This window comes from Nonomuraea sp. NPDC003201 (assembly GCF_053590415.1).
Genome location: NZ_JBSFTC010000004.1, coordinates 1 through 19485, shown reverse-complemented (window position 1 = coordinate 19485; position 19485 = coordinate 1). Strand labels below are relative to the sequence as shown.

General features: G+C 69.8%; 18 protein-coding genes. 8 read left to right on the top strand and 10 right to left on the bottom strand.

The window, feature by feature from the left end:
• The first annotated feature begins 177 nt into the window (after window positions 1–177).
• Window positions 178–774, top strand: a complete 597-nt coding sequence (locus ACWDX9_RS03360; RefSeq protein ID WP_350729801.1) for a TetR family transcriptional regulator — start codon at window positions 178–180, stop codon at window positions 772–774.
• 171 nt (window positions 775–945) lie between these two features.
• On the opposite strand, the gene ACWDX9_RS03355 is transcribed toward ACWDX9_RS03360, so the two are convergent.
• Window positions 946–1905, bottom strand: a complete 960-nt coding sequence (locus ACWDX9_RS03355) for a GlxA family transcriptional regulator (protein ID WP_449948446.1) — start codon at window positions 1903–1905, stop codon at window positions 946–948.
• Between the two features lie 78 nt (window positions 1906–1983).
• Here ACWDX9_RS03355 and ACWDX9_RS03350 point away from each other — a divergent pair, with 78 nt between their 5' ends.
• From ACWDX9_RS03350 to ACWDX9_RS03330, 5 genes are all read left to right on the top strand, one after another.
• On the top strand, window positions 1984–2925 hold the full coding sequence (locus ACWDX9_RS03350; RefSeq protein WP_449948723.1) for an NADP-dependent oxidoreductase: 942 nt from the start codon (window positions 1984–1986) through the stop codon (window positions 2923–2925).
• Between the two features lie 95 nt (window positions 2926–3020).
• Entirely contained in the window at window positions 3021–4010 is a 990-nt protein-coding gene (locus ACWDX9_RS03345; RefSeq protein WP_449948443.1) for a sigma-70 family RNA polymerase sigma factor, read from the top strand.
• A gap of 42 nt (window positions 4011–4052) precedes the next feature.
• On the top strand, window positions 4053–5168 hold the full coding sequence (locus tag ACWDX9_RS03340; RefSeq protein WP_449948440.1) for a steroid 3-ketoacyl-CoA thiolase: 1116 nt from the start codon (window positions 4053–4055) through the stop codon (window positions 5166–5168).
• Between the two features lie 40 nt (window positions 5169–5208).
• Window positions 5209–6228, top strand: coding sequence for an MBL fold metallo-hydrolase (locus tag ACWDX9_RS03335; protein WP_449948437.1), 1020 nt, complete (start codon window positions 5209–5211; stop codon window positions 6226–6228).
• Window positions 6229–6253: 25 nt separating this feature from the next.
• A complete protein-coding gene (locus ACWDX9_RS03330) occupies window positions 6254–6934 on the top strand; it encodes a FadR/GntR family transcriptional regulator (protein ID WP_449948434.1) in 681 nt (226 codons plus the stop codon).
• A 178-nt stretch (window positions 6935–7112) separates the two neighbouring features.
• Here the strand turns inward: ACWDX9_RS03330 and ACWDX9_RS03325 are convergent, their stop codons facing one another.
• On the bottom strand, window positions 7113–7817 hold the full coding sequence (locus tag ACWDX9_RS03325) for a response regulator (RefSeq protein ID WP_449948431.1): 705 nt from the start codon (window positions 7815–7817) through the stop codon (window positions 7113–7115).
• Window positions 7814–8965 carry a sensor histidine kinase gene (locus ACWDX9_RS03320; protein ID WP_449948428.1) on the bottom strand — a complete coding sequence of 384 codons (1152 nt, stop codon included), beginning with the start codon at window positions 8963–8965 and terminating at the stop codon, window positions 7814–7816. The genes ACWDX9_RS03325 and ACWDX9_RS03320 overlap by 4 nt, the downstream gene beginning before the upstream one ends.
• 258 nt (window positions 8966–9223) lie before the next feature.
• On the opposite strand from ACWDX9_RS03320, the gene ACWDX9_RS03315 reads away from it, so the two are divergent.
• Together ACWDX9_RS03315 and ACWDX9_RS03310 are read left to right on the top strand one after the other, a co-directional pair.
• On the top strand, window positions 9224–10027 hold the full coding sequence (locus ACWDX9_RS03315) for a hypothetical protein (RefSeq protein ID WP_449948426.1): 804 nt from the start codon (window positions 9224–9226) through the stop codon (window positions 10025–10027).
• Window positions 10028–10349: 322 nt separating this feature from the next.
• Complete coding sequence (locus ACWDX9_RS03310) at window positions 10350–11447, top strand: DNA polymerase ligase N-terminal domain-containing protein (protein WP_449948423.1); 1098 nt, start codon at window positions 10350–10352, stop codon at window positions 11445–11447.
• 26 nt (window positions 11448–11473) lie between these two features.
• Here ACWDX9_RS03310 and ACWDX9_RS03305 read toward each other — a convergent pair whose 3' ends face one another.
• The 7 genes from ACWDX9_RS03305 to ACWDX9_RS03275 all read right to left on the bottom strand — a co-directional run bounded on the left by ACWDX9_RS03305 (window position 11474) and on the right by ACWDX9_RS03275 (window position 19025).
• Window positions 11474–12394: an aldo/keto reductase gene (locus ACWDX9_RS03305; RefSeq protein ID WP_449948419.1), complete on the bottom strand. Its 921-nt coding sequence runs from the start codon at window positions 12392–12394 to the stop codon at window positions 11474–11476.
• Window positions 12395–12645: 251 nt separating this feature from the next.
• Window positions 12646–13626, bottom strand: coding sequence for an ABC transporter permease (locus tag ACWDX9_RS03300; protein WP_449948416.1), 981 nt, complete (start codon window positions 13624–13626; stop codon window positions 12646–12648).
• Window positions 13627–13631: 5 nt separating this feature from the next.
• The gene (locus ACWDX9_RS03295) at window positions 13632–15113 is read right to left on the bottom strand and encodes a sugar ABC transporter ATP-binding protein (protein ID WP_449948413.1); all 1482 of its coding nucleotides are present in this window, start codon (window positions 15111–15113) and stop codon (window positions 13632–13634) included.
• On the bottom strand, window positions 15113–16138 hold the full coding sequence (locus ACWDX9_RS03290; protein WP_449948410.1) for a sugar ABC transporter substrate-binding protein: 1026 nt from the start codon (window positions 16136–16138) through the stop codon (window positions 15113–15115). The genes ACWDX9_RS03295 and ACWDX9_RS03290 overlap by 1 nt, the downstream gene beginning before the upstream one ends.
• Window positions 16139–16153: 15 nt before the next feature.
• Window positions 16154–16888: an SDR family NAD(P)-dependent oxidoreductase gene (locus tag ACWDX9_RS03285; RefSeq protein WP_449948407.1), complete on the bottom strand. Its 735-nt coding sequence runs from the start codon at window positions 16886–16888 to the stop codon at window positions 16154–16156.
• Entirely contained in the window at window positions 16885–18183 is a 1299-nt protein-coding gene (locus tag ACWDX9_RS03280) for an L-fuconate dehydratase (protein WP_449948404.1), read from the bottom strand. Before ACWDX9_RS03280 ends, ACWDX9_RS03285 begins: the two co-directional genes overlap by 4 nt.
• A complete protein-coding gene (locus ACWDX9_RS03275) occupies window positions 18180–19025 on the bottom strand; it encodes a fumarylacetoacetate hydrolase family protein (RefSeq protein ID WP_397371505.1) in 846 nt (281 codons plus the stop codon). The genes ACWDX9_RS03280 and ACWDX9_RS03275 overlap by 4 nt, the downstream gene beginning before the upstream one ends.
• Between the last annotated feature and the right edge of the window lie 460 nt (window positions 19026–19485).

Here is a 19485-nt window from a genome sequence, read left to right as displayed (position 1 = left end):
ATCTGTCCAGTGCCCACCTATCCTGATAAGTCGCGACATACGGCTGTAATGCCACAGACATGGGGCTATAGGGCTTCTTTGTGACCCGCGAGTAACAAGCCACGTCATCGAGAAATCAGATAACGTGTTCTTATGCGTACCACGCACGCCGCGCCCTCCAGCGACACCGAGGGGACCATGGAGAGCCACCCCACGCCGGGCACGCACAGCGTCCGTACGCGTAGCCAGCACCAACGCCGCAAGCGCATCGTCCAGGCCGCCGCCGCGCTGGCCTCGCGCGGCGGGGTCGAAGCCATGCAGATGCGCACGGTGGCCGAGCGCGCGGGCGTGGCGCTTGGCACGCTCTATCGCTACTTCCCGTCGAAGATGGACCTGGTGGTGGCGGTGGTGGGCGAGGAGATCGACCTCCTCGAGAGCAGCATCGAGCGCCGTCCGCCCGGGGCCACCACGCCGTCGAGCCGCGCGGTGGACGTGCTGATGCGGGCGACCCGGGGGCTGATGCGCGAGCCGGAGCTGGCCGACGCGCTCATCCGCTCGTTGATCATGGCTGAGGTGCAGACGCCGTTCGGGGAGCGCATCACGGGGCTGTTGCTGCGGGTCTCGGCCGACGGCCTGACCCTCGAGGACGCCACCGAGGAGCAGGCCGACCTCGCGGGGTCGCTGGCCAGCGTGTGGGTGCAGGAGCTCCTCGAGATGCTCCGCGGCCGCCGCACCTACGACCAGATCCAGCGCCGCATCGAAACCGCCGCCGCCAGACTTCTCGCCGACATCTGACCCCGCCGTACTTCGGTTCAGAAGCAAACCCATACGTTACGGCTGCGCACGGGCAAGCCACCCGCCGCACTACGGCTGAGGGCCCTCCAGGAAACGGCCGCTGACCCTTCAGTGGCGCGCCGCCGTTACGGCGCGCACAGTGGGCCACCCAAGTGGTGTCCGGTGGGCCGATCACCTCATGTGGAACGTGCGCCGATACGCGTGCGGCGAGACCCCCACCGCCGCCTGCAGGTGCTGCCTGAACGACGCCGCCGTCCCGAAGCCGGCGCGGTCCGCGACGCGGTCCACCGGCAGGTCGGTGCTCTCCAGCAGTTGCCTGGCCAGCGCGATCCGCTGCTGCGTCAGCCACTGCCCCGGGCTCAGCCCCACCTCCTGCCGGAAATGCCGGGTGAACGTGCGCCTGCTCATCCCCGCGTGGTCGGCCAGGTCGTCCAGCCGGAGCGGCGTGCCCAGCCGGGTCATCGCCCAGGCCCGGGTGGGGGCGGTGCCGACGCTGGACGGCTCGGGCACCGGGTGCTCGACGTACTGCGCCTGGCCCCCGTCCCGCCACGGCGGCACCACGCAGGCCCTGGCCACCTGGTTGGCGACCCGGCTGCCGTGGTCGCGGCGGACGAGGTGGAGGCAGAGGTCCACCCCGGCCGCGGCGCCGGCCGAGGTGAGCACGTCGCCGTCGTCCACGAACAGCACGTCCGCGTCCATCCGCACCTTCGGGAACGCGGCGGCGAACCGCTCGGCGTCCCGCCAGTGCGTGGTCGCCGGACGGCCGTCGAGCAGCCCGGCCGCCGCCAGCACGTACGTGCCGATGCAGATGGAGACGATCCGGGTGCCGGGGCGGATCCGGGCCAGCGCCGCGGCCAGCCCGGCGGGCAGCGAGTCCGCGTCCGTGAGCCCGGCGAACCACTCCGCGGCGGGCACCACCACCGTGTCCGCGCTCGCCAGCACGCTCGCGTCGTGCTCGACGGCGATGGAGTAGTCGGCGGCCGTGGCCACGGGGCGGCCGTCGACCGTGCAGGTGACCACGTCGTACAGCGGCTCGCCGCCGGGCCCCTGCGCGGCGCGGAAGATCCTGGACGGCACGCTCAGCTCGAACGGGATGACCCCGTCCACGGCGAGGACGGCAACGCGATGCATGGCCCGATTTTTACACATCATGACCTTTGGGCCACTCGCGGGCCCGGTCCCCGAACCAGCAGGCTGGGTCCCATGAAGATGAAAGCGATCAGCCAGGACGTCCTGGGCGGCCCTGAGGTTCTGAAGACGGTTGAGGTCGAGCGGCCCGTCCCCGGCCCGACCGAGGTGCTGGTGCGGGTGGAGGCGGCCGGGCTGAACCCGACCGACTGGAAGACCCGCGCGGGCGGCGGCTTCCTGCGCGACAGGCTGCCGTTCGTGCTCGGTTACGACGTCTCGGGCGTGGTCGAGGACTCGGGCGTCGGGCAGGCGCTCTACAAGCCGGGCGACGAGGTGTTCGGCATGCTCAAGTACCCGGACGCGCACGGCGCCTTCGCCGAGTACGTCACCGCGCCGTCCCGCCACTTCGTGCGCAAGCCCGCCGCCGTCGACCATGTCCAGGCGGCCGGGATCCCGCTCGCGGGGCTGACCGCGTACCAGGCGCTCGTGGACGTCGCCGGGCTGAAGGGCGGCCAGCGCGTGCTCGTTCACGCCGCCGCCGGCGGGGTGGGGCACCTGGCGGTGCAGATCGCCAAGGCGCGCGGCGCGTACGTGATCGGGACGGCCAGCGCGGCCAAGCACGAGTTCCTGCGCGGTCTGGGCGCCGACGAGCTGGTCGACTACCGGAGCGAGGACTTCGCCGAGGTCGTGCGGGACGTGGACGTGGTGCTCGAGACCATCGGCGGCGACTACGGGCCGCGTTCGCTGCGCACCCTGCGCAAGGGCGGCACGATCGTCTCGCTGGTGCTCCGGGAGCTCGACCCCGACCTGCACCGGCAGGCCGCCGAGCTGGGCATCCGCTCGGAGGCCATGCTGGTGGAGCCCGACCACGCCGCGATGCGCGCGCTCGCGGCCCTGGTCGAGGCGGGGAGGCTGCGCGCGGAGATCGCCGCCGCCCTGCCGCTGGCGGAGGCCGCCAAGGCGCACGAGCTCGGCGAGACGAACCGGGTCACCGGCAAGATCGTCCTCACCGTCCCCCGCTGACCGCATCATGGTCATTTCTTTGGGTCCGTAAAAGGTTCGTCTTAATCGCCATCAGAACTCGCCGATATGTCAGTGGCAACGTCTATACAGGGGGTATGACCGACAAGCCGACGAACGAGGAGTTCCTCCAACAGGCTGACCCGATGCGGCGCGAGCTGCTGGCGCACTGCTACCGGATGATGGGCTCGGTGCACGACGCCGAGGACCTCGTCCAGGAGACGTATCTGCGCGCGTGGCGGGCCTATGAGGGCTTCGAGGGGCGCTCCTCGTTGCGCACGTGGCTCTATCGCATCGCCACCAGCGCCTGCCTGACCGCGCTCGACAGCCGGAGCAGGCGGCCGCTGCCCACCGGTCTCAGTGCCCCCAGCACCGAGCCGACCGCTCCCCTGGTGTCGGACCACGAGGTGCCGTGGCTGGAGCCCGTGCCCGACGCCCTGACGGGTGTCGGCGGCGACGATCCCGCCACGATCGTGGCCGGCCGCGAGAGCATCAGGCTCGCCCTGATCGCCGCGCTGCAGCACCTGCCGCCGCGGCAGCGGGCGGTGCTGGTGCTGCGTGACGTGCTCAGGTGGAAGGCCGCCGAGGTGGCCGAGGCGCTGGAGACGTCCACCGCGGCCGTCAACAGCATCCTTCAACGCGCCCGCGCCCAGCTCAACGAGGTGCAGCCGAGCCTCGACGACCCGGTCGAGCCGCTGTCGGCCGAGCAGCGGGCCCAGCTCGACCGCTATGTCGCGGCGTTCGAGAACTATGACGTCGACAGCCTGGTGCACCTGTTCACCAAGGACGCGGTCTGGGAGATGCCGCCGTTCGTCGGCTGGTACCAGGGGCCCGAGGCGATCATGGAGCTCACCAGGACGCAGTGCCCGGCCGAAGGCCCCGGCGACCTCAAGCTGGTCCCGATCGCCGCCAACGGGCAGCCGGCGTTCGCGGTGTACCACCGCGAGAACGGCGTCTACGGGCAGTTCGCGATCATGGTGGTGACGTTGGCCGGGGAGCAGATCCGGCACGTCGGCATGTTCTTCGAGGAGAGCCTGTTCGAGACGTTCGGGCTGCCGTCGACGCTGGAGGGTTCCACGACAAAGTAGAACGCGTTACAGTCTCGCCAGAGCATCGTTCTGGAGGCGACTGTGGGCACACCTGTGATCGTCGAGGCCGTACGCACTCCCATCGGCAAGCGAGCCGGCTGGCTGGCCGGGCACAAACCGCAACAGGTTCTGGCTACCGCGCTGAACGGCCTCGTCGAGCGGTCGGGGCTCGACCCGGCGGCCGTCGAGCAGGTGTTCGCCGGGTGCGTGACCCAGGCGGGCGAGCAGGGCGGGCACGTCGGGCGCTACTCGTGGCTCTATGCCGGGCTGCCGTACCGGACCGGGGTGACGACGGTGGACGCGCAGTGCGGATCGTCGCAGCAGGCGGTGCACCTCGCGGCGGCCCTGGTGCGCGCGGGCGTGATCGAGGCCGGCATCGGGTGCGGCGTCGAGGTCATGAGCCGGGCGCCGCTCGGCAGCAACGTGCGGCCCGCCACGGCCAAGCCGGACGACTGGAGCATCGACCTGCCCGACCAGTTCACCGCGGCCGAGCGGATCGCGCGGCGGCGCGGGCTGACGCGGGAGCGGCTCGACTGGCTCGGGGCGCGCTCCCAGCGGCTGGCGGCCAAGGCGTGGGCCGACGGGCGGTTCGAGCGCGAGATCGTGCCGGTCGGGGACGTACGCAGGGACCAGGGCTTACGCGAGACCACGGTCGAGACCCTGGCCAACCTCAAGCCCGTCGCCGAGGGCGCCCTCCACACCGCGGGCACCTCGTCGCAGATCTCCGACGGCGCCGCGGCGGTGCTGGTGATGAGCGAGGAGGCGGCCGCCAGGCACGGGCTGCGGCCCAGGGCTCGGATCCTGGCGCAGGCGCTCATCGGCGCGGAGCCGTACTATCACCTGGACGGGCCCGTGGAGGCGACGGCCAAGGTGCTGGCGGCGGCCGGGATGACGATCGGCGACATCGACAGGTTCGAGGTGAATGAGGCGTTCGCATCGGTGGTGCTGTCGTGGGCGGGCGTGCACGAGCCCGACTTCGACCGCGTCAACGTCAACGGCGGCGCGATCGCGCTCGGCCATCCGGTCGGCGCCACGGGCGCGCGGCTGATCACCACGGCGCTGCACGAGCTGGAGCGGTCGGACTCGGCGACCGCGCTGGTCACGATGTGCGCCGGCGGGGCGCTGGCCACGGCCACCATTCTCGAGCGGGCCGGCTGAGGGCTCGGCCGGTGACACTCATTACCCGATCGGGGGGCGCATGAAGAGCAGACGTAGGCCGTACGCGGAGCAGCGGCCGCAGGATCTCGGCGGCGGGGTGTGGAGCGTGCCGGTGCCGATCCCGGGCAACCCGCTCGGCTACACGCTCGTCTACGCCCTCGAGTCCCCCAAGGGGCCGGTGCTGGTCGACGCCGGGTGGAACCATCCGGACGCCTGGGACGCGCTCAGCGGCGGCCTCGCCGCGGTCGGGATCGACGTGCGCACGGTGAGCGGGGTGGTCGTCACCCATTTCCATCCCGACCACGCCGGGCTCGCGGGGCAGGTCAAGGACGTGTCCGGCGCGTGGATCGCGATGCACGAGGACGACGCGGCGCTGGTCAGGCTCATGCACGACTACGCGGCCGAGGAGCATGAGAGCTTCCAGTCCGACATGCTCCGGCGGGCCGGGGCCGATCCTGGCGAGGCGCGGCAGGCGGTGAGCCGCCCGACCCCGCCGGCGCTGCCCGACCGCCGGTTACGTGACGGGGACCTGGTGGACCTGCCCGGCCGCAAACTCCGGGCCGTCCACACGCCCGGCCACACCCCGGGGCACATCTGCCTGCATCTGGAGGACGCCGACCGGCTGTTCACCGGCGACCACGTCCTCCCCGACATCACCCCCCACGTCGGGATTTATCCGTATGACCGGGACGATGTAGATCCATTGGGCGATTTCCTGGATTCCTTGGACCGGGTCGCCGACCTGGGGCCCTTGGACGCGTTGCCCGCACACGAATGGATATTTCCTGATGTGGCCGCGCGAGCCGCCCAGATCCGCCACCATCACGATGAGAAGCTCGTACGGCTGCGCGCCCTCCTGGCCCAGCGGCCGGAGCCGCTGACCATCTGGGAGGTCGCCGCGATGATGACGTGGAACAGGCCCTGGGACGACCTGTCCCCGATGCTGAAGGGCATGGCGGCCGGGGAGGCCGCGGCGCATCTGCGCGCTCTGGAGGCCAGAGGCGAAGTTCGCCGGGTCCCCGGTGTCGATCCCGTCCGCTTCCAGGCTCTAGACTCCTAGACATCCGATGTCTAGGGAGAGAAGCGTGGCGGTCACCGACGCGGCCATCGACAAGATCAAACAGATGATCCTCTCGGGCGAGCTGGCCCCCGGCGACCGGCTGCCCAAGGAGGCCGACCTCGCCGAGCGACTCGGCCTGTCGCGCAACTCGTTGCGCGAGGCCGTGCGCGCCCTGTCCCTGATCAACGTGCTCGACGTACGTCAGGGCGACGGCACGTACGTGACCAGCCTGGAGCCGCGGCTGCTGCTGGACACCATGTCGTTCGTGCTCGACCTGCACCGCGACGACACGGTGATCCAGTTCTTCGAGGTCAGGCGCATCCTGGAGCCGGCCGCGACGGCGATGGCGACCGAGCTGATGACCGACGCCGACATCGAGGAACTCCGCGTGATCCTGGAGTCCCTGCCCGCGGAGCCGACGGTCGAGGAGCTGGTGGCCAACGACCTCCAGTTCCACCAGCGGATCGCGCGGGGTTCCGGGAACAGCGTCCTCTGCTCGTTCATCGAGAGCCTGTCAGGTCCGACCACTCGGGCCAGGATCTGGCGCGGGCTCACCCAGGAGGGGGCGATGCAGAAGACGCGGGAGCAGCACACCGCGATCTACGAGGCCATCGCCGCCCGCCAGGCCGACGTGGCCCGGTCCTGGGCGACCGTGCACGTGGCGGGCGTGGAGTCGTGGCTGCGCAAGGCGCTCGATCTCGACTGACCCGCTACCAGGGGTTGGTGCCGCCCTGCTCGCTGAGGACGACGCCCATCGGGACGTCGGGCAGGGTGGCCTGGCGGGCCATGTGCTCGCCGCCTCCAGGCCGCTATTGGCTTCTCCAGAGGACGGTACGGATAGACGGGCAAAGGTAGGGCCGCCGTTTGTGAAGGGGGCCGACTGGTTACCGCCGACCGTCCGAGATGGTGATGAGCCCGCCTTCGTAGGCGGCAACGACGAGCTGGGCTCGGTCGCGGGCGTGCAATTTGGCCAGGAGGCGGCTGATGTGGGTCTTGACCGTGCCGACCGTGAGGTGAAGGTGCTCGGCGATCTCGGAGTTGGACATTCCCCTGCCGACGAGGGTGAGCACCTCACGCTCGCGTTGGGTGATGTCGCTGAGATCTCTCATGACCGGGACGGGGTGAGGACCGCGCAGGAATTCGGCGATAAGCCGACGGGTCACGGTGGGCGCGAGCAGCGCTTCGCCGGCGGCGACGACTCGGATGGCGGCCAAGAGCTCGGTCGCTGTGGCGCTCTTGACGAGGAATCCACTGGCACCGGCTCTGAGCGACGCGTATACGTATTCGTCCTGATCGAACGTGGTGAGAATCAGCACGCGGATGCCGGCACTGTCAGGGTCGGCGCAGATGCGCCTGGTCGCCTCGATGCCGTCCATGTCCGGCATCCGCACGTCCATGAGGACGACGTCCGGTCGCTGCCGACGGGCCAGGAGTATGGCTTCGGCGCCGGTGCCCGCCTCTCCGACGGCGGCCAGTCCTGGTGTGGCGTCGATGAGGATCTTGAGGCTGTCGCGTATCAGGACCTGGTCCTCGGCGAGCAGGACTCGGATGGGCGGGGGCGGATCGTGCAGGCCGGTGTCGGTGGTCATGTCACGGTGCCGTTCGGGTTGTAGGGCAGTCGAGCCGCCACGCGGAAGCCTCCCTCGGGCCGGAATTCTGCGCTGAACGTACCTCCGTACATCTTGACCCGTTCGCGCATCCCGATCAGACCGTGTCCGCCGGGAGCCGTTCGCGGCGGGCGGCCATGGCGAGGGCCGTCGTCGACGACCTCGATAACGGCTGCCCACCCATCGACGTCCACGGTGACCGAGCAATGGGTGGGCCCCGCGTGAGTGACAACGTTGGTCAGGGCCTGTTGCACGATCCGATACACCGACACCGCGACCGCGGGTGACAGCTCGGCCTCTGCGCGGACAGTCAGGTCCACCTCGACCCCGGCCGAGCGGGCATGGGCGGCCAGTTCGGGCAGGTTCGCCATGCCGGGAACAGGCACATCGGTCTCCTGCAGATCGCCGTCGGACCGCAGGAGGCCGAGCACTCGGCGGATCTCGGCGAGCGTGCTACGGCTGGTCTGCTCGATGACGGCCAGCGCGGCGCGTACCTCCTCCGGACGCACGTCGGCGACATGGTTGGCCACAGTGGCCTTGACGGCGATCAGGCTCATGCTGTGGCCGATCACGTCATGCAGTTCGCGGGCGATGCGCCTGCGTTCGTCGGCCACTGCGGCCTCGGCGAGGTGGCGGACGAGGCGGGCGGTCGTGTCCCGCTTCCAGCGGACGACCGTTCCCGTGGCCCACCCGGCGGCCAGGAAGATGCCGGTCGCACCGATCTCCACCGGCCAGTACGGCGGCATCTCGGTGGGCGACGCCGCGGGCGCGAGGCCGGGGAGCACCTGATCGTAGAAGATCAGAATTGCGGTCACCGCGGCGAGCGTGCAAGCGGCCAGGCCCGTCACCGACCAGACGGCCGAGGCGGTGGCGGCCACCAGGTACAGCACGAGCACGGTCGGCACGAAAGTCAGCCAGATCATGCCTGCCGCGACGGCGCCGACCACGGTCACCGCAGCGCTCGCGGCGCAGGCCAGAGCGAGCATGGTCCGCGGCCAGAGCCGCCGGACCGCAGCCGGAAAGCTCACGACCGCCGCCACCGGCCAAGCCGACCAAGCGGGCCACGGCGACGACGGCCCGGGCGGGTCAACAATGGCGTATCCGACGGTCAGCGCCACGATGACGGCCACCGCCGCGTCGGCAGCACCCCTTCCACCGATCCGCCGAGCCCACTCCATGACGGGAAGTTACCGCCTCAGCAGATCACTCGGCATCTGCCCACGGTCGGACATGCACCTCCGTCTGGGGTCGTATCCCTTGCTCGTGCCTGCCGACCAAGATGCGACCTGAGCCAGACGCGCGTGCGCTGCCTTGCCCTTCACCATGCTAGAGCGCCCCCGGCATACCAAGCCGGAGCACTCCGAAGCAGACAAGACGGGCGGTAATCCATGAACCTTGATCTTCGCGGACAATTCACGCGATGGCGGCAGACCGACGCCGACCGGCGGGCCGCCAACGCCGCTGCCAACCTGGGTCGCCGGCCCCCGTTCCCCGGCCGATGGGTGAGCGCCATCTCGCTGATCGGCGGCCCCACTCTGATCATGGCCGGAACTCTCCTGCGCTCCCCGTTCTACTACTTCGTCCCTTATCAGCTCGTCGCCTACACCCAGCATCCCGCCCTCATCACCGCCGCCTACGTCTGCTTCGCCAGCGGGTTCGTGCTGCTGTGGCCGGCGGTCATGACGCTGGCACAGACGATCGCCGCCACCAACCCGCTGTGGGGACTGTGGGGCGGTTGCCTGGTGATCGTTGGCCTGTTCACCCGGACCTTCCAGTTCGGCACCGATCACCTGGCCTTTCACTTGACCGACAGCCTTGGCCTGCACACCATGCTCAACGGCATCGACGGCTACTACCTGGCATGGCGGGAGACAGTCTGGCATCCGTTCAGGGCCATGTCCGGACCGGCCTTCTTCGGCTGGGTCGTGCTGGCCATCGGCGCCTACCGCTCCGGCGCCCTGGGGCTGGGCCGTTCGATCGCACTCGGCCTGATGTCAGCGCTCGCGCTCGGGACGCTCAAAGGCACCGAACCACAGTCCTTCATCGCCGTGGGCGGCCTCTGTGTCGCCTTCATCCCCCTGGGCATTTCGCTGCTGCGCGGCGGCCCCCCACCGACCAGGCGCGCCATGCTCTGGATCGTCGTCCTCATCGTCGTGCACATCCTCATGTCGGCCTACGGACCGAAAGGATGACGACCCGGACCGGCACTCACCGAGGCCGGCGAGCGCATCGCCGCCGGCGAGAAGGTCACCGGACCGGCCGCCGACCGCTACCGCGCCGCAGCCGCGCACGCGACGGCGGCCGCACCGCCCCTGACCGCTCCCGCTGCCATCCCGCGTGTGCGAGCCCTCGGGCCGCTTCCGACCCACAGGAACCACGATGACCACCCAGCCCCTGACGCCGGCCGGCACCGTACGGCGGACCTCGCCCGGATCGTCGACGAGGCCTTCGCCCACGCTTCCGCCGGCAGCGGGCCAGAGGACGCCGCAGAGGCCCGGGTCCATCACCGACGCCATGGTGCGCCTGCTGATCGGCGCCCCGCCGCACTCCGACGGCAAGCTGACCATCGTCTCCCGCACGGACCCAACCCGCCTTGGCCAGCGGGATCCGTATGCCGTACCCCGCTGGTGGTCCGGGAGAGTACGGGCGGGTAGTACCCCTGTCGTGGCCGACAAACTGGAGCGATACCGGAGCAAACGCGACGCCAGCCGCACCCCGGAGCCCATCCCCCCGTCGCCGCCCTCCTCCGGGGACGGCAACGCGTTCGTCATCCAGGAACACCACGCCCGGTCCCTCCACTGGGACCTGCGGCTCGAACGCGACGGCGTCCTCGTGTCCTGGGCCGTCCCCAAGGGCCTGCCCGCCGACCCCGACACCAACCACCTCGCCGTGCACACCGAGGACCACCCGATGGAGTACCTCACGTTCCACGGCGAGATCCCCAAGGACGAGTACGGCGGCGGCACGATGACCGTCTGGGACACCGGCACGTACGAGACGGAGAAATGGTCGGATCGCGAGGTCAAGTTCGTCCTGCACGGAGGGCGGGCTTCGGGGAGGTTCGTCCTGTTCCGGACCCGGGGCCAGAGCTGGATGATCCACCGCATGGACGCCCGGGTCCGCGACCCGTTCCCGCCGCCCGAGCCCATGCTTCCGACCGAACGCGCCAAGCCCCCGAAGGACGTCTCGGCCTACGCCTTCGAGTTCGCGTGGGGTGGCCGCCGCCTGCTCGTCCCCATCGAGGGCGGGCGCACGACGGCCGCGCGGGAGCACCCGTGGCTGCGAGGGCTCGCGGAGTCGTTCGGCAGCCGCACGGCGATGCTGGACGGGGAGGTGGCCACGCTCGGGGGCGCCGAGATCCTGGTCTTCTACGACCTGCTGTACGACGACGGCCGCTCCCTGGTCGACCAGCCTTACGCGGAGCGGCGGGCGGCGTTGGACGCGCTGGAGCTGGCGGGAGCGCACTGGCAGACCGCTCCGTCGTGGCCCGGCGAGGCGGGCCCGGTCCGTCAGGCCGCCCGCGAACAGGGCCTGCCCGGGATCGTGGCCAAACGCCTCGACTCGACGTACGAGCCAGGGCCTTCGAAGTCCTGGCTGTACATCCCCACCTGAGCCCCGCCGGGCTCAGCGCCTCACCGTCACTCCTTGGGCAGTAACTCCTCCGACATCAGCTCGTCCCACACCACCTCCGGGACCGGGCGGGACAGCAGGGCGGCGTTCGCGGTGATCTCCTCGGGCGAGCGGGCGCCCAGGACGACCGAGGCGACGGCCGGGTGCCGCAGGGGGAAGGCCATGGCCGCCTGGGGCAGCGTGGCGCCGTGGCGTTCGCAGATCTCCGCGATCCTCGTCGCCCGCTCCATCACCGACGCCGGTGCGGGCTCGTAGTTGTAGGTGCCGGTCGGCCGCGGGGTGGCCAGGATGCCGCTGTTGAAGACGCCCGCCGCCAGCACCCTGACCCCGCGACGAGCGCACTCCTCCAGGAGCGGCAGGCCCGACTGGTCGAGCAGGGTGTAGCGGCCCGCGAGCATCACGACGTCGATGGAGGTCTCCTGGACGAAGCGCAGAAGCGCCTGCCACTGGTTCATCCCGACGCCGATGGCCTTCACCACGCCCTGCGCCCGCAGCTCGGCCAGCGCCGGGTACGCCTCCGCCAGCGCCTGGTCCATGTGGTCGTCCGGGTCGTGGATGAGCGCGATGTCGACGGCCGGGAGCCCCAGGCGTCCCAGAGACTCCTCCAGGGATCTGCGTACGCCGTCGCCGGAGAAGTCCCACACCCGCTGGAGGTCGGCGGTCACGTCGAAGCCCTGCTCGTCGCGACCGCCCGATGACGAGGCGGGCACCAGCAGGCGGCCGACCTTGGTGGACAGGACGTAACCCGAACGGTCCTTGAGCGCGGCGCCGAGGCGGCGCTCCGACAGGCCGAGCCCGTAGTGGGGCGCGGTGTCGAACAGGCGCACCCCGGCGTCCCACGCCGCGTCGACCGTGGCCCGCGCCTGCTCCTCCGAAACCCCCTGGTACAGGTTTCCGATCGGCGCCCCACCGAAGCCGTGCCGCGACACCTCAACCCCGCCACCGTCACGCCCGACCCAAGACCCGCCGCCATCACGCCCGACCCACGACTCGTCGCCATCACGCCCGACCCACGACTCGTCGCCATCACGCCGGACCCAAGACTCGTCGCCATCATGCCCGCCCGGAGAATCACCGGCCGCGCCGCCACCGTGCCCAGCCGACACACCGCCGTCACGACCGGTCGGAGACCCGTCCGGCGAGTCGCCGTCCAAGCCGGCCGGAGGTTCGTCGATCCCGTTCAATCCTGTGCCTTTCCGCCCGCGATCCGGCTGATCATCAACGCGATGAGGATGATCCCGCCATAGATCACCGGCTGCCAGAAGCCGGAGACGCCGATGAGCGTCAGGATGTTCTGCACCAGGCCGATCACCAGCACGCCGGTGAGCGCGCCCAGGATCGTGCCCTTGCCGCCGTCCATGCTCACGCCGCCGATGACCGCCGCCGCGAACACCATGAAGATCCACCCGACGCCCTGGTTGTTGCCGATCGCCCCGAGGCGGCCGGTCTCCAGGATCCCGGCGAGCGCCGCGAGCGTCCCGCCCAGGATGAACACCCCGTACAGCACCCGATCCACCCGGATGCCGGCGGCGCGGGCGGCGTCGGTGTTGCCGCCGATCGCGTAGAGCGCGCGGCCGAGCCGCAGGTAGCCCAGGCCGAAGATGCCCGCCGCGAACAGCGCACCGGCGATCCAGATGGCCGCCGGCAGGCCGAGCCATATGGCGCTGCCCAGGTAGAGGATCGAGTCGGGGAGTTCGAACAGCGTCTTGCCCTCGGTCGGCCCCTGCAGGAGGCCGTGCACGATGATCAGCATGGCCAGCGTCACGATGAACGCCGACAGCTGGAACCTGATGATCAGGAAACCGTTGAACGCCCCGATGGCCGCGCCGACCAGCAGGGCCAGCGGGATCACCAGCGCGCCGGGCAGCCCGATGCCGAACCCGCCCGCGGCCGCCGGGATCACCAGCATCACCGCGATGGCCGGCGCGGTGCCGACCGTCGACTCCAGCGACAGATCGAACTTGCCGGCGATGAGGATCATCGCCTCCGCCAGCACGACGAGCGAGATCGCCGCCTGCTGCTGGAGCACGTTCGTGAGGTTGCCCGCGGTCAGGAAGGTCGGGTCGAGGAACGCGCCCACGACGAGCAGGATCACGATCACCGGCACCAGCGTCAGGTCACGGAACCTGGCCAGGCGCACCCGTGGAACCGGCGCAGTCATAGTGGTCAATCTTCTATGCCCTCCATCACGGCCACGAGTTCGTGGTCCGTCCAGCCACGCGGCACGTCCTTGACGACCCTGCCGTGGAACATGACCAGCACCCTGTCGCAGATCCGCAGGTCGTCGAGCTCGTCGGAGACCACGACGGCCCCCGCGCCCCGCCCGACCGCGTCCTCGACCGCGCCGAGCAAGGCCTGCTTGGCCTTGACGTCGACACCGGCCGTCGGGTTGATCACGACCAGCACCGTCGGGTCGTCCACGAGAGCCCGCGCGAACACGACCTTCTGCGCGTTCCCCCCGGACAGGTCGCCGACCGGCTGATCAGGGCCTTCCGTCTTGATGTCGAGGTTCTTGATCATCTCGTCGGCCTTGGCCCGTCGGCGGGCCGGCGACACGATCCCGTACCGGCCCAGCTTGCGGGCGATCGGGAACGTGGCGTTCTCCCCCACCGAGAGCAGCGGGACGAATCCCTCGTGGTGGCGGTCCTCCGGCACGAACCCGAGGCCCGCCTTCATGGCGGCGGGCACGTCGCCCGGTCTGACCCGGGTGCCGTTGACCGTGACCGTGCCGGAGTCTGCTTTGCGGAGCCCGACGAGGGTCTCGGCCAGGCCGACCTTGCCGCTGCTCGCGGAGCCGGCCAGGCCGACGACTTCGCCCGCTTTAACGGAAATATCGATATCTGCGTAGCGGTCGCCGAGCGAGAGGCCCTCGCCCGACAGCACGACCCGGTCGCCAGGCGTGCGGGAGCGGGACTCGTACGCCGTCGTGGCCTCCCCCGTCATCGCGGCGACCAGCTCGTCGTGGGGAAGCTCGGCGACCGGCCTGGTCACGATGTGCCGCGCGTCGCGGAAGACCGTGACGCTCTGGCAGATCTCGTAGACCTCGTCGAGGTGGTGGGAGATGTACATCATCGTGACGCCCTGCTCGCGCAGCGAGCGCATGCGCGCGAACAGCCGCTCGATGGCCGGGCCGTCGAGCCGGGCGGTCGGCTCGTCGAGGATGATGAACCTCGTCCCGAACGACAGCGCCCGGGCGATCTCGACGAGCTGGCGCTGCTCGACGGTCAGGTCGCCGGCCAGCGCCTGCGCGTCGACGTCCACCTCGTACGTGTCCAGCAGCTCGCGCGCCCTGGCCCGCAGCGCGCGCCAGTTGATCTTGGCGCCCTTGGCCGACTGGCGGTTGAGGAAGAGGTTCTCGGCGACCGTCAGCGCGGGGATGATCGTGGACTTCTGATAGACGCAGGCGACGCGCTGCCGCCAGGCGTCGCGGTCGGCGAGGGCGGGCGCCGCCTCTCCCGAGAACAGCACCTCGCCCTCATCGGCCGGCTGGAGCCCGGTGAGGATCGACACGAGGGTGGACTTCCCCGCGCCGTTCCTGCCGACGAGCGCATGGGTCTCGCCCTCGGCGATCGCGATCCCCGCACCGTTCAGCGCGACGGTGGGGCCGAAGCGCTTGACGACGTTTCGGGCTTCAACGTGATTTTTCATCACTTGATCTGATTACCCCAAAGGCTCTTGTCGTCCACGTTGTCCTTAGTCACGAGCGGCGCGGGGAGCTGGTCCTCCAGGCCGTTCGGGAGCTGGATGATGTTGCTGTCATGGTCGGTCGGGCCGGGCTTGAACGTCTTGCCCTCCAGCGCGGCCTTGGCGTAGAAGACCGCGTACTTGGCATACAGGTCAGCCGGCTGCGACACCGTGGCGTCGATGTCGCCCTTGCGGATCGCCTCGAGCTCCTCCGGGATCCCGTCGTTCGATACCACGAAGACGTGCTTGGGGTCGCTCGGCGGGACGAGCAGGCTCTTCTGCTTCAGCACCTGCAGCGTCGGCGCCAGGTGCACGCCGCCGGCGTGCAGGTAAATGCCCTTGACGTCGGGGTTCTGCTCCAGGCGGGTCTGCAGCATGGACGCGGCCTTGGTGCCCTCCCACTCCGTGGGCTCGCTGAACACGGTGATGCCGGGGAACTTGGACTTCATGCACTCCAGGAACGCCTCCGACCTGTCACGGCCGTTGATGGAGCTGAGCGCGCCCTGGAGCTGCACGACCTTGCCCTTGCCCCCCAGCTTCTCCCCGAGGAATTCGCAGGCCTTGGTCCCGTACGCGCGGTTGTCGGCGCGTACGACCATGTAGACCTTTCCCTTGTCCGGACGGGTGTCGACGGTCACGACGGGGATCTTCTTGTTCTCCAGCTGCTGCAGCGTGTTGGCGATGGCACCGGTGTCCTGCGGGGCCATGATGATCGCCTTGGCACCCTGACCCACCAGCGCCTGCACGTTGTTGACCAGCTTGGAGACGTCGTTCTGCGAGTTCGTGGGTGGCATGAGGTCCACCTTGTACTCGCCGGCCATCTGCGGGACGTACTTGATGTAGGAGTTCCAGAAGTTGGAGTCGGCCCGCGGGTGGTCGATGCCGACCTTCCCGCCGCCGCTCCCTCCTCCGGTTGTTGTCGTGCCCGAGCCACACGCGGTGACGACCGCCAAGAGGGCCGCCGCCGCGACCGCCGATCCGAACTTCATGGGGGGGTACCTTCCTTAGTTGGACGCCCTCAGCCGGAGCCCTTGCATGCCCCCGTCGACCGCGAGTGCGGTCCCGGTGGTGGCGCCGGCTTCGGGACTGGCGAGGTAGGCGATCGCCGCGGCGACCTCCTCCGCGCTGACCAGACGGCCCATCGGCTGCCTGGCGTTCAGTGCGGCCCGCTCTCCCTCGGGGTCGTCGGCCTTGTCGAGCAGCCTCGCGACCCACGGGGTGTCCGCGGTGCCGGGGTTGACGCAGTTGACGCGAATGCCCTCACGGATGTGGTCCGCGGCCATCGCGAGGGTCAGCGAGAGCACCGCGCCCTTGGTCGCGCTGTAGAGCGCGCGCTCTGGCAGGCCCGCGGTGGCCGCGATCGAGCACGTGTTGACGATGGAGGCGTGCTCTGACTGCCTGAGGTACGGCAGCGCCGCCCGCGCGACCCGGACCATGCCGAGCACGTTGACGTCGAACACCCTCTGCCACTCGCTGTCCGGGTTGTCCTCGATGGTGCCCTGAGCGCCGATGCCCGCGTTGTTGACGAGCACGTCGATGCCGCCCAGCCGCTCGGCGGCCTCCGCCACCGCCGCCCGTACCTGTGCGTCATCCGCGACATCGACCTTGATCCCGATGAACGGCTCGCCCGGCGGATTGAGGTCGAGGCAGGCAACGGTCATGTCGCGCTCGGCGAGCAGGGTGGCCACGGCCAGTCCGATGCCGGACCCGCCGCCGGTCACGATCGCTTTCAGGCTCACGCGTCCCTCCATACTTCGCCGCCGGGGAATGTGTGGGCGGCGATCGACACCGCGTGCATCTCCGCGCTGAAGCCTGGCGCGGACGGTGCGGCGTAACGACCGTTGCGGATGACCACGGGGTCCACGAAGTGCTCGTGGAGGTGGTCGACGTACTCGATCACGCGGTTGTCCATGGAGCCGGTGATCGCGACGTAGTCGAACATCGACAGGTGCTGCACCAGCTCGCACAGCCCGACGCCGCCCGCGTGGGGGCACACCGGCACGCCGAACTTGGCCGCGAGCAGCAGGATCGCCAGGTTCTCGTTGACGCCGCCGACTCTGGCCGAGTCGATCTGCAGGTAGGAGATGGCGTTGGCCTGCAGGAGCTGCTTGAACATGATGCGGTTCTGGACGTGCTCGCCGGTGGCCACGGGGATGGGGTCGATGCCCCTGGCGATGGCGGCGTGGCCGAGCACGTCGTCGGGGCTGGTCGGCTCCTCGACCCAATGGGGGTGGAACTCGCCCAGCGCGTTGATCCACTCGATGCCCGATCCGACGTCCCAGCGCTGGTTGGCGTCGATGGCGATCGGGAAGTCGGGGCCGCAGACCTCGCGGGCGACCCTGAACCTGCGCCGGTCGTCCTCAAGGTCGGCGCCGACCTTGAGCTTGATCTGCTTGAAGCCCTGCTCCAGTGCCTCCTTGCAGAGCCTGCGCAGCTTGTCGTCGTCGTACCCGAGCCATCCGGGGGAGGTGGTGTAGGCGGGGTAGCCGACCTCGATGAGCCGGCTGATCCGCTCCTCCTTGCCCGCCTCCTGGCTCTCCAGGATCTGGAGGGCCTCCTGCGGCGTCAGCGCGTCGCTCAGGTAGCGGAAGTCGATGAGGTCGACGATCTCCTCGGGGGACATCTCGGACAGCAGCCGCCACAACGGCTTGCCCGCCCGCTTGGCCTTGAGGTCCCACAGGGCGTTGACCACGGCGGAGATCGCCATGTGCATGACGCCCTTCTCCGGCCCCAGCCAGCGCAGCTGCGAGTCGTTGACCATGTCCTTGTAGAGCGCGCCGAGGTCCTCGACGTCCTTGCCGATCACGTACGGCTCGAGCGCGCTGATGGCCGTGGTCTGGATGTCGTTGCCACGCCCGATCGTGAAGGCGAACCCGTGCCCCTCGAACCCGTCATCGGTCGTGAGCACGACATAGGCCGCGGAGTAGTCGGGATCCGGATTCATCGCATCCGAGCCGTCGAGCTCGCGCGAGGTCGGGAACCGCACGTCGTGCGTCTCCATCCCGACGATCCGGTACGCGCCAGGAGTCGTCATGCCTGCCCCACCATCTGGCGCTGCCGCCCGAGCCCTTCGATCTCCAGCTCCATCACGTCACCTTCACGCAGGTACGGCTGCCCCGGCATGCCCATCGCCACGCCGGCCGGCGTACCCGTATTGATCACGTCACCCGGCTCCAGGACCATGAACTGGCTCAGGTAGCGCACGATCTCGGCCACGTCGAAGATCATGTTCTTGGTGTCGCCGTCCTGGCGCAGCTCACCGTTCACCCAGAGGCGCAGCGGCAGGCTCTGCGGGTCGCCCACCTCGTCCGCCGTCACCAGCCACGGGCCCAGCGGGTTGAACGTCTCGCACGACTTGCCCTTGTCCCACTGCCCACCGCGTTCGAGCTGGAACTCGCGTTCGGAGACGTCGTTGGAGATCGCGTACCCGGCGATCACGCCGAGCGCCTCCTCCCGGCTGCCCAGGTAGCGGGCCTCCTGGCCGATCACGACAGCCAACTCCACCTCCCAGTCGGTCTTCACGCTGCCCCTGGGCACGAGCACCTCGTCGTACGGGCCGACCATGGTGTTCGCGGCCTTCATGAACACGACCGGCTCGGCCGGGACATCCTGCCCGGACTCGGCGGCGTGGTCGCTGTAGTTCAGGCCGATGCAAACGATCTTTCCCGGACGAGCGATCGGGGCGCCGATCCGCAGCCCTTCGGCGTCGACGACGGGCAGGGCACCACGCTCGAGCGCGTCCCGGACGCGCGCCACTCCCCCGGAAGCGAGGAAAGCCCCGTCAATCTCGGGCTCCCCGATGTCGCGCAGGTGACCGGCGTCATCCATGACCACCGGACGCTCCTGGCCGACAGGTCCTACTCGCAGCAGCTTCACACCGCATCCTTCTCATATACATCGGATGTCTCGATTCATGATGCTCGTGCGATCGGGCAGAGCATGTCAAGTGTGACAAGACGGATACATCCGATCCGTGACCTCGAAAGACACCCCCTGGGGGTGGTCGATGCCTGTGAAGCGACTTTACCGCTCCGATGGCTGCATTCACATACACGAATTAACGCCCTCAAATACATCGGAGGTAAACCCCATCCCCCAAGACGACACCTCCCACCTGCCACGCCAACCACCACCGGCAAACATCCCCCCAGGACAATCCACCCCACGCCGGCCGGGGTGGGGGCGTGGGACTCCAGTCCCCGCGATAGGCACCAGCGCGGGCCCCAGGTCCCCGCAGCAGATGCCGGCGTGGGCCCCGTGGCAGGTGCCGGCGTGGGCCCCGTGGCAGGTGCCGGCGTGGGCCCCGTGGCAGGTGCCGGCGTGGGCCCCGTGGCAG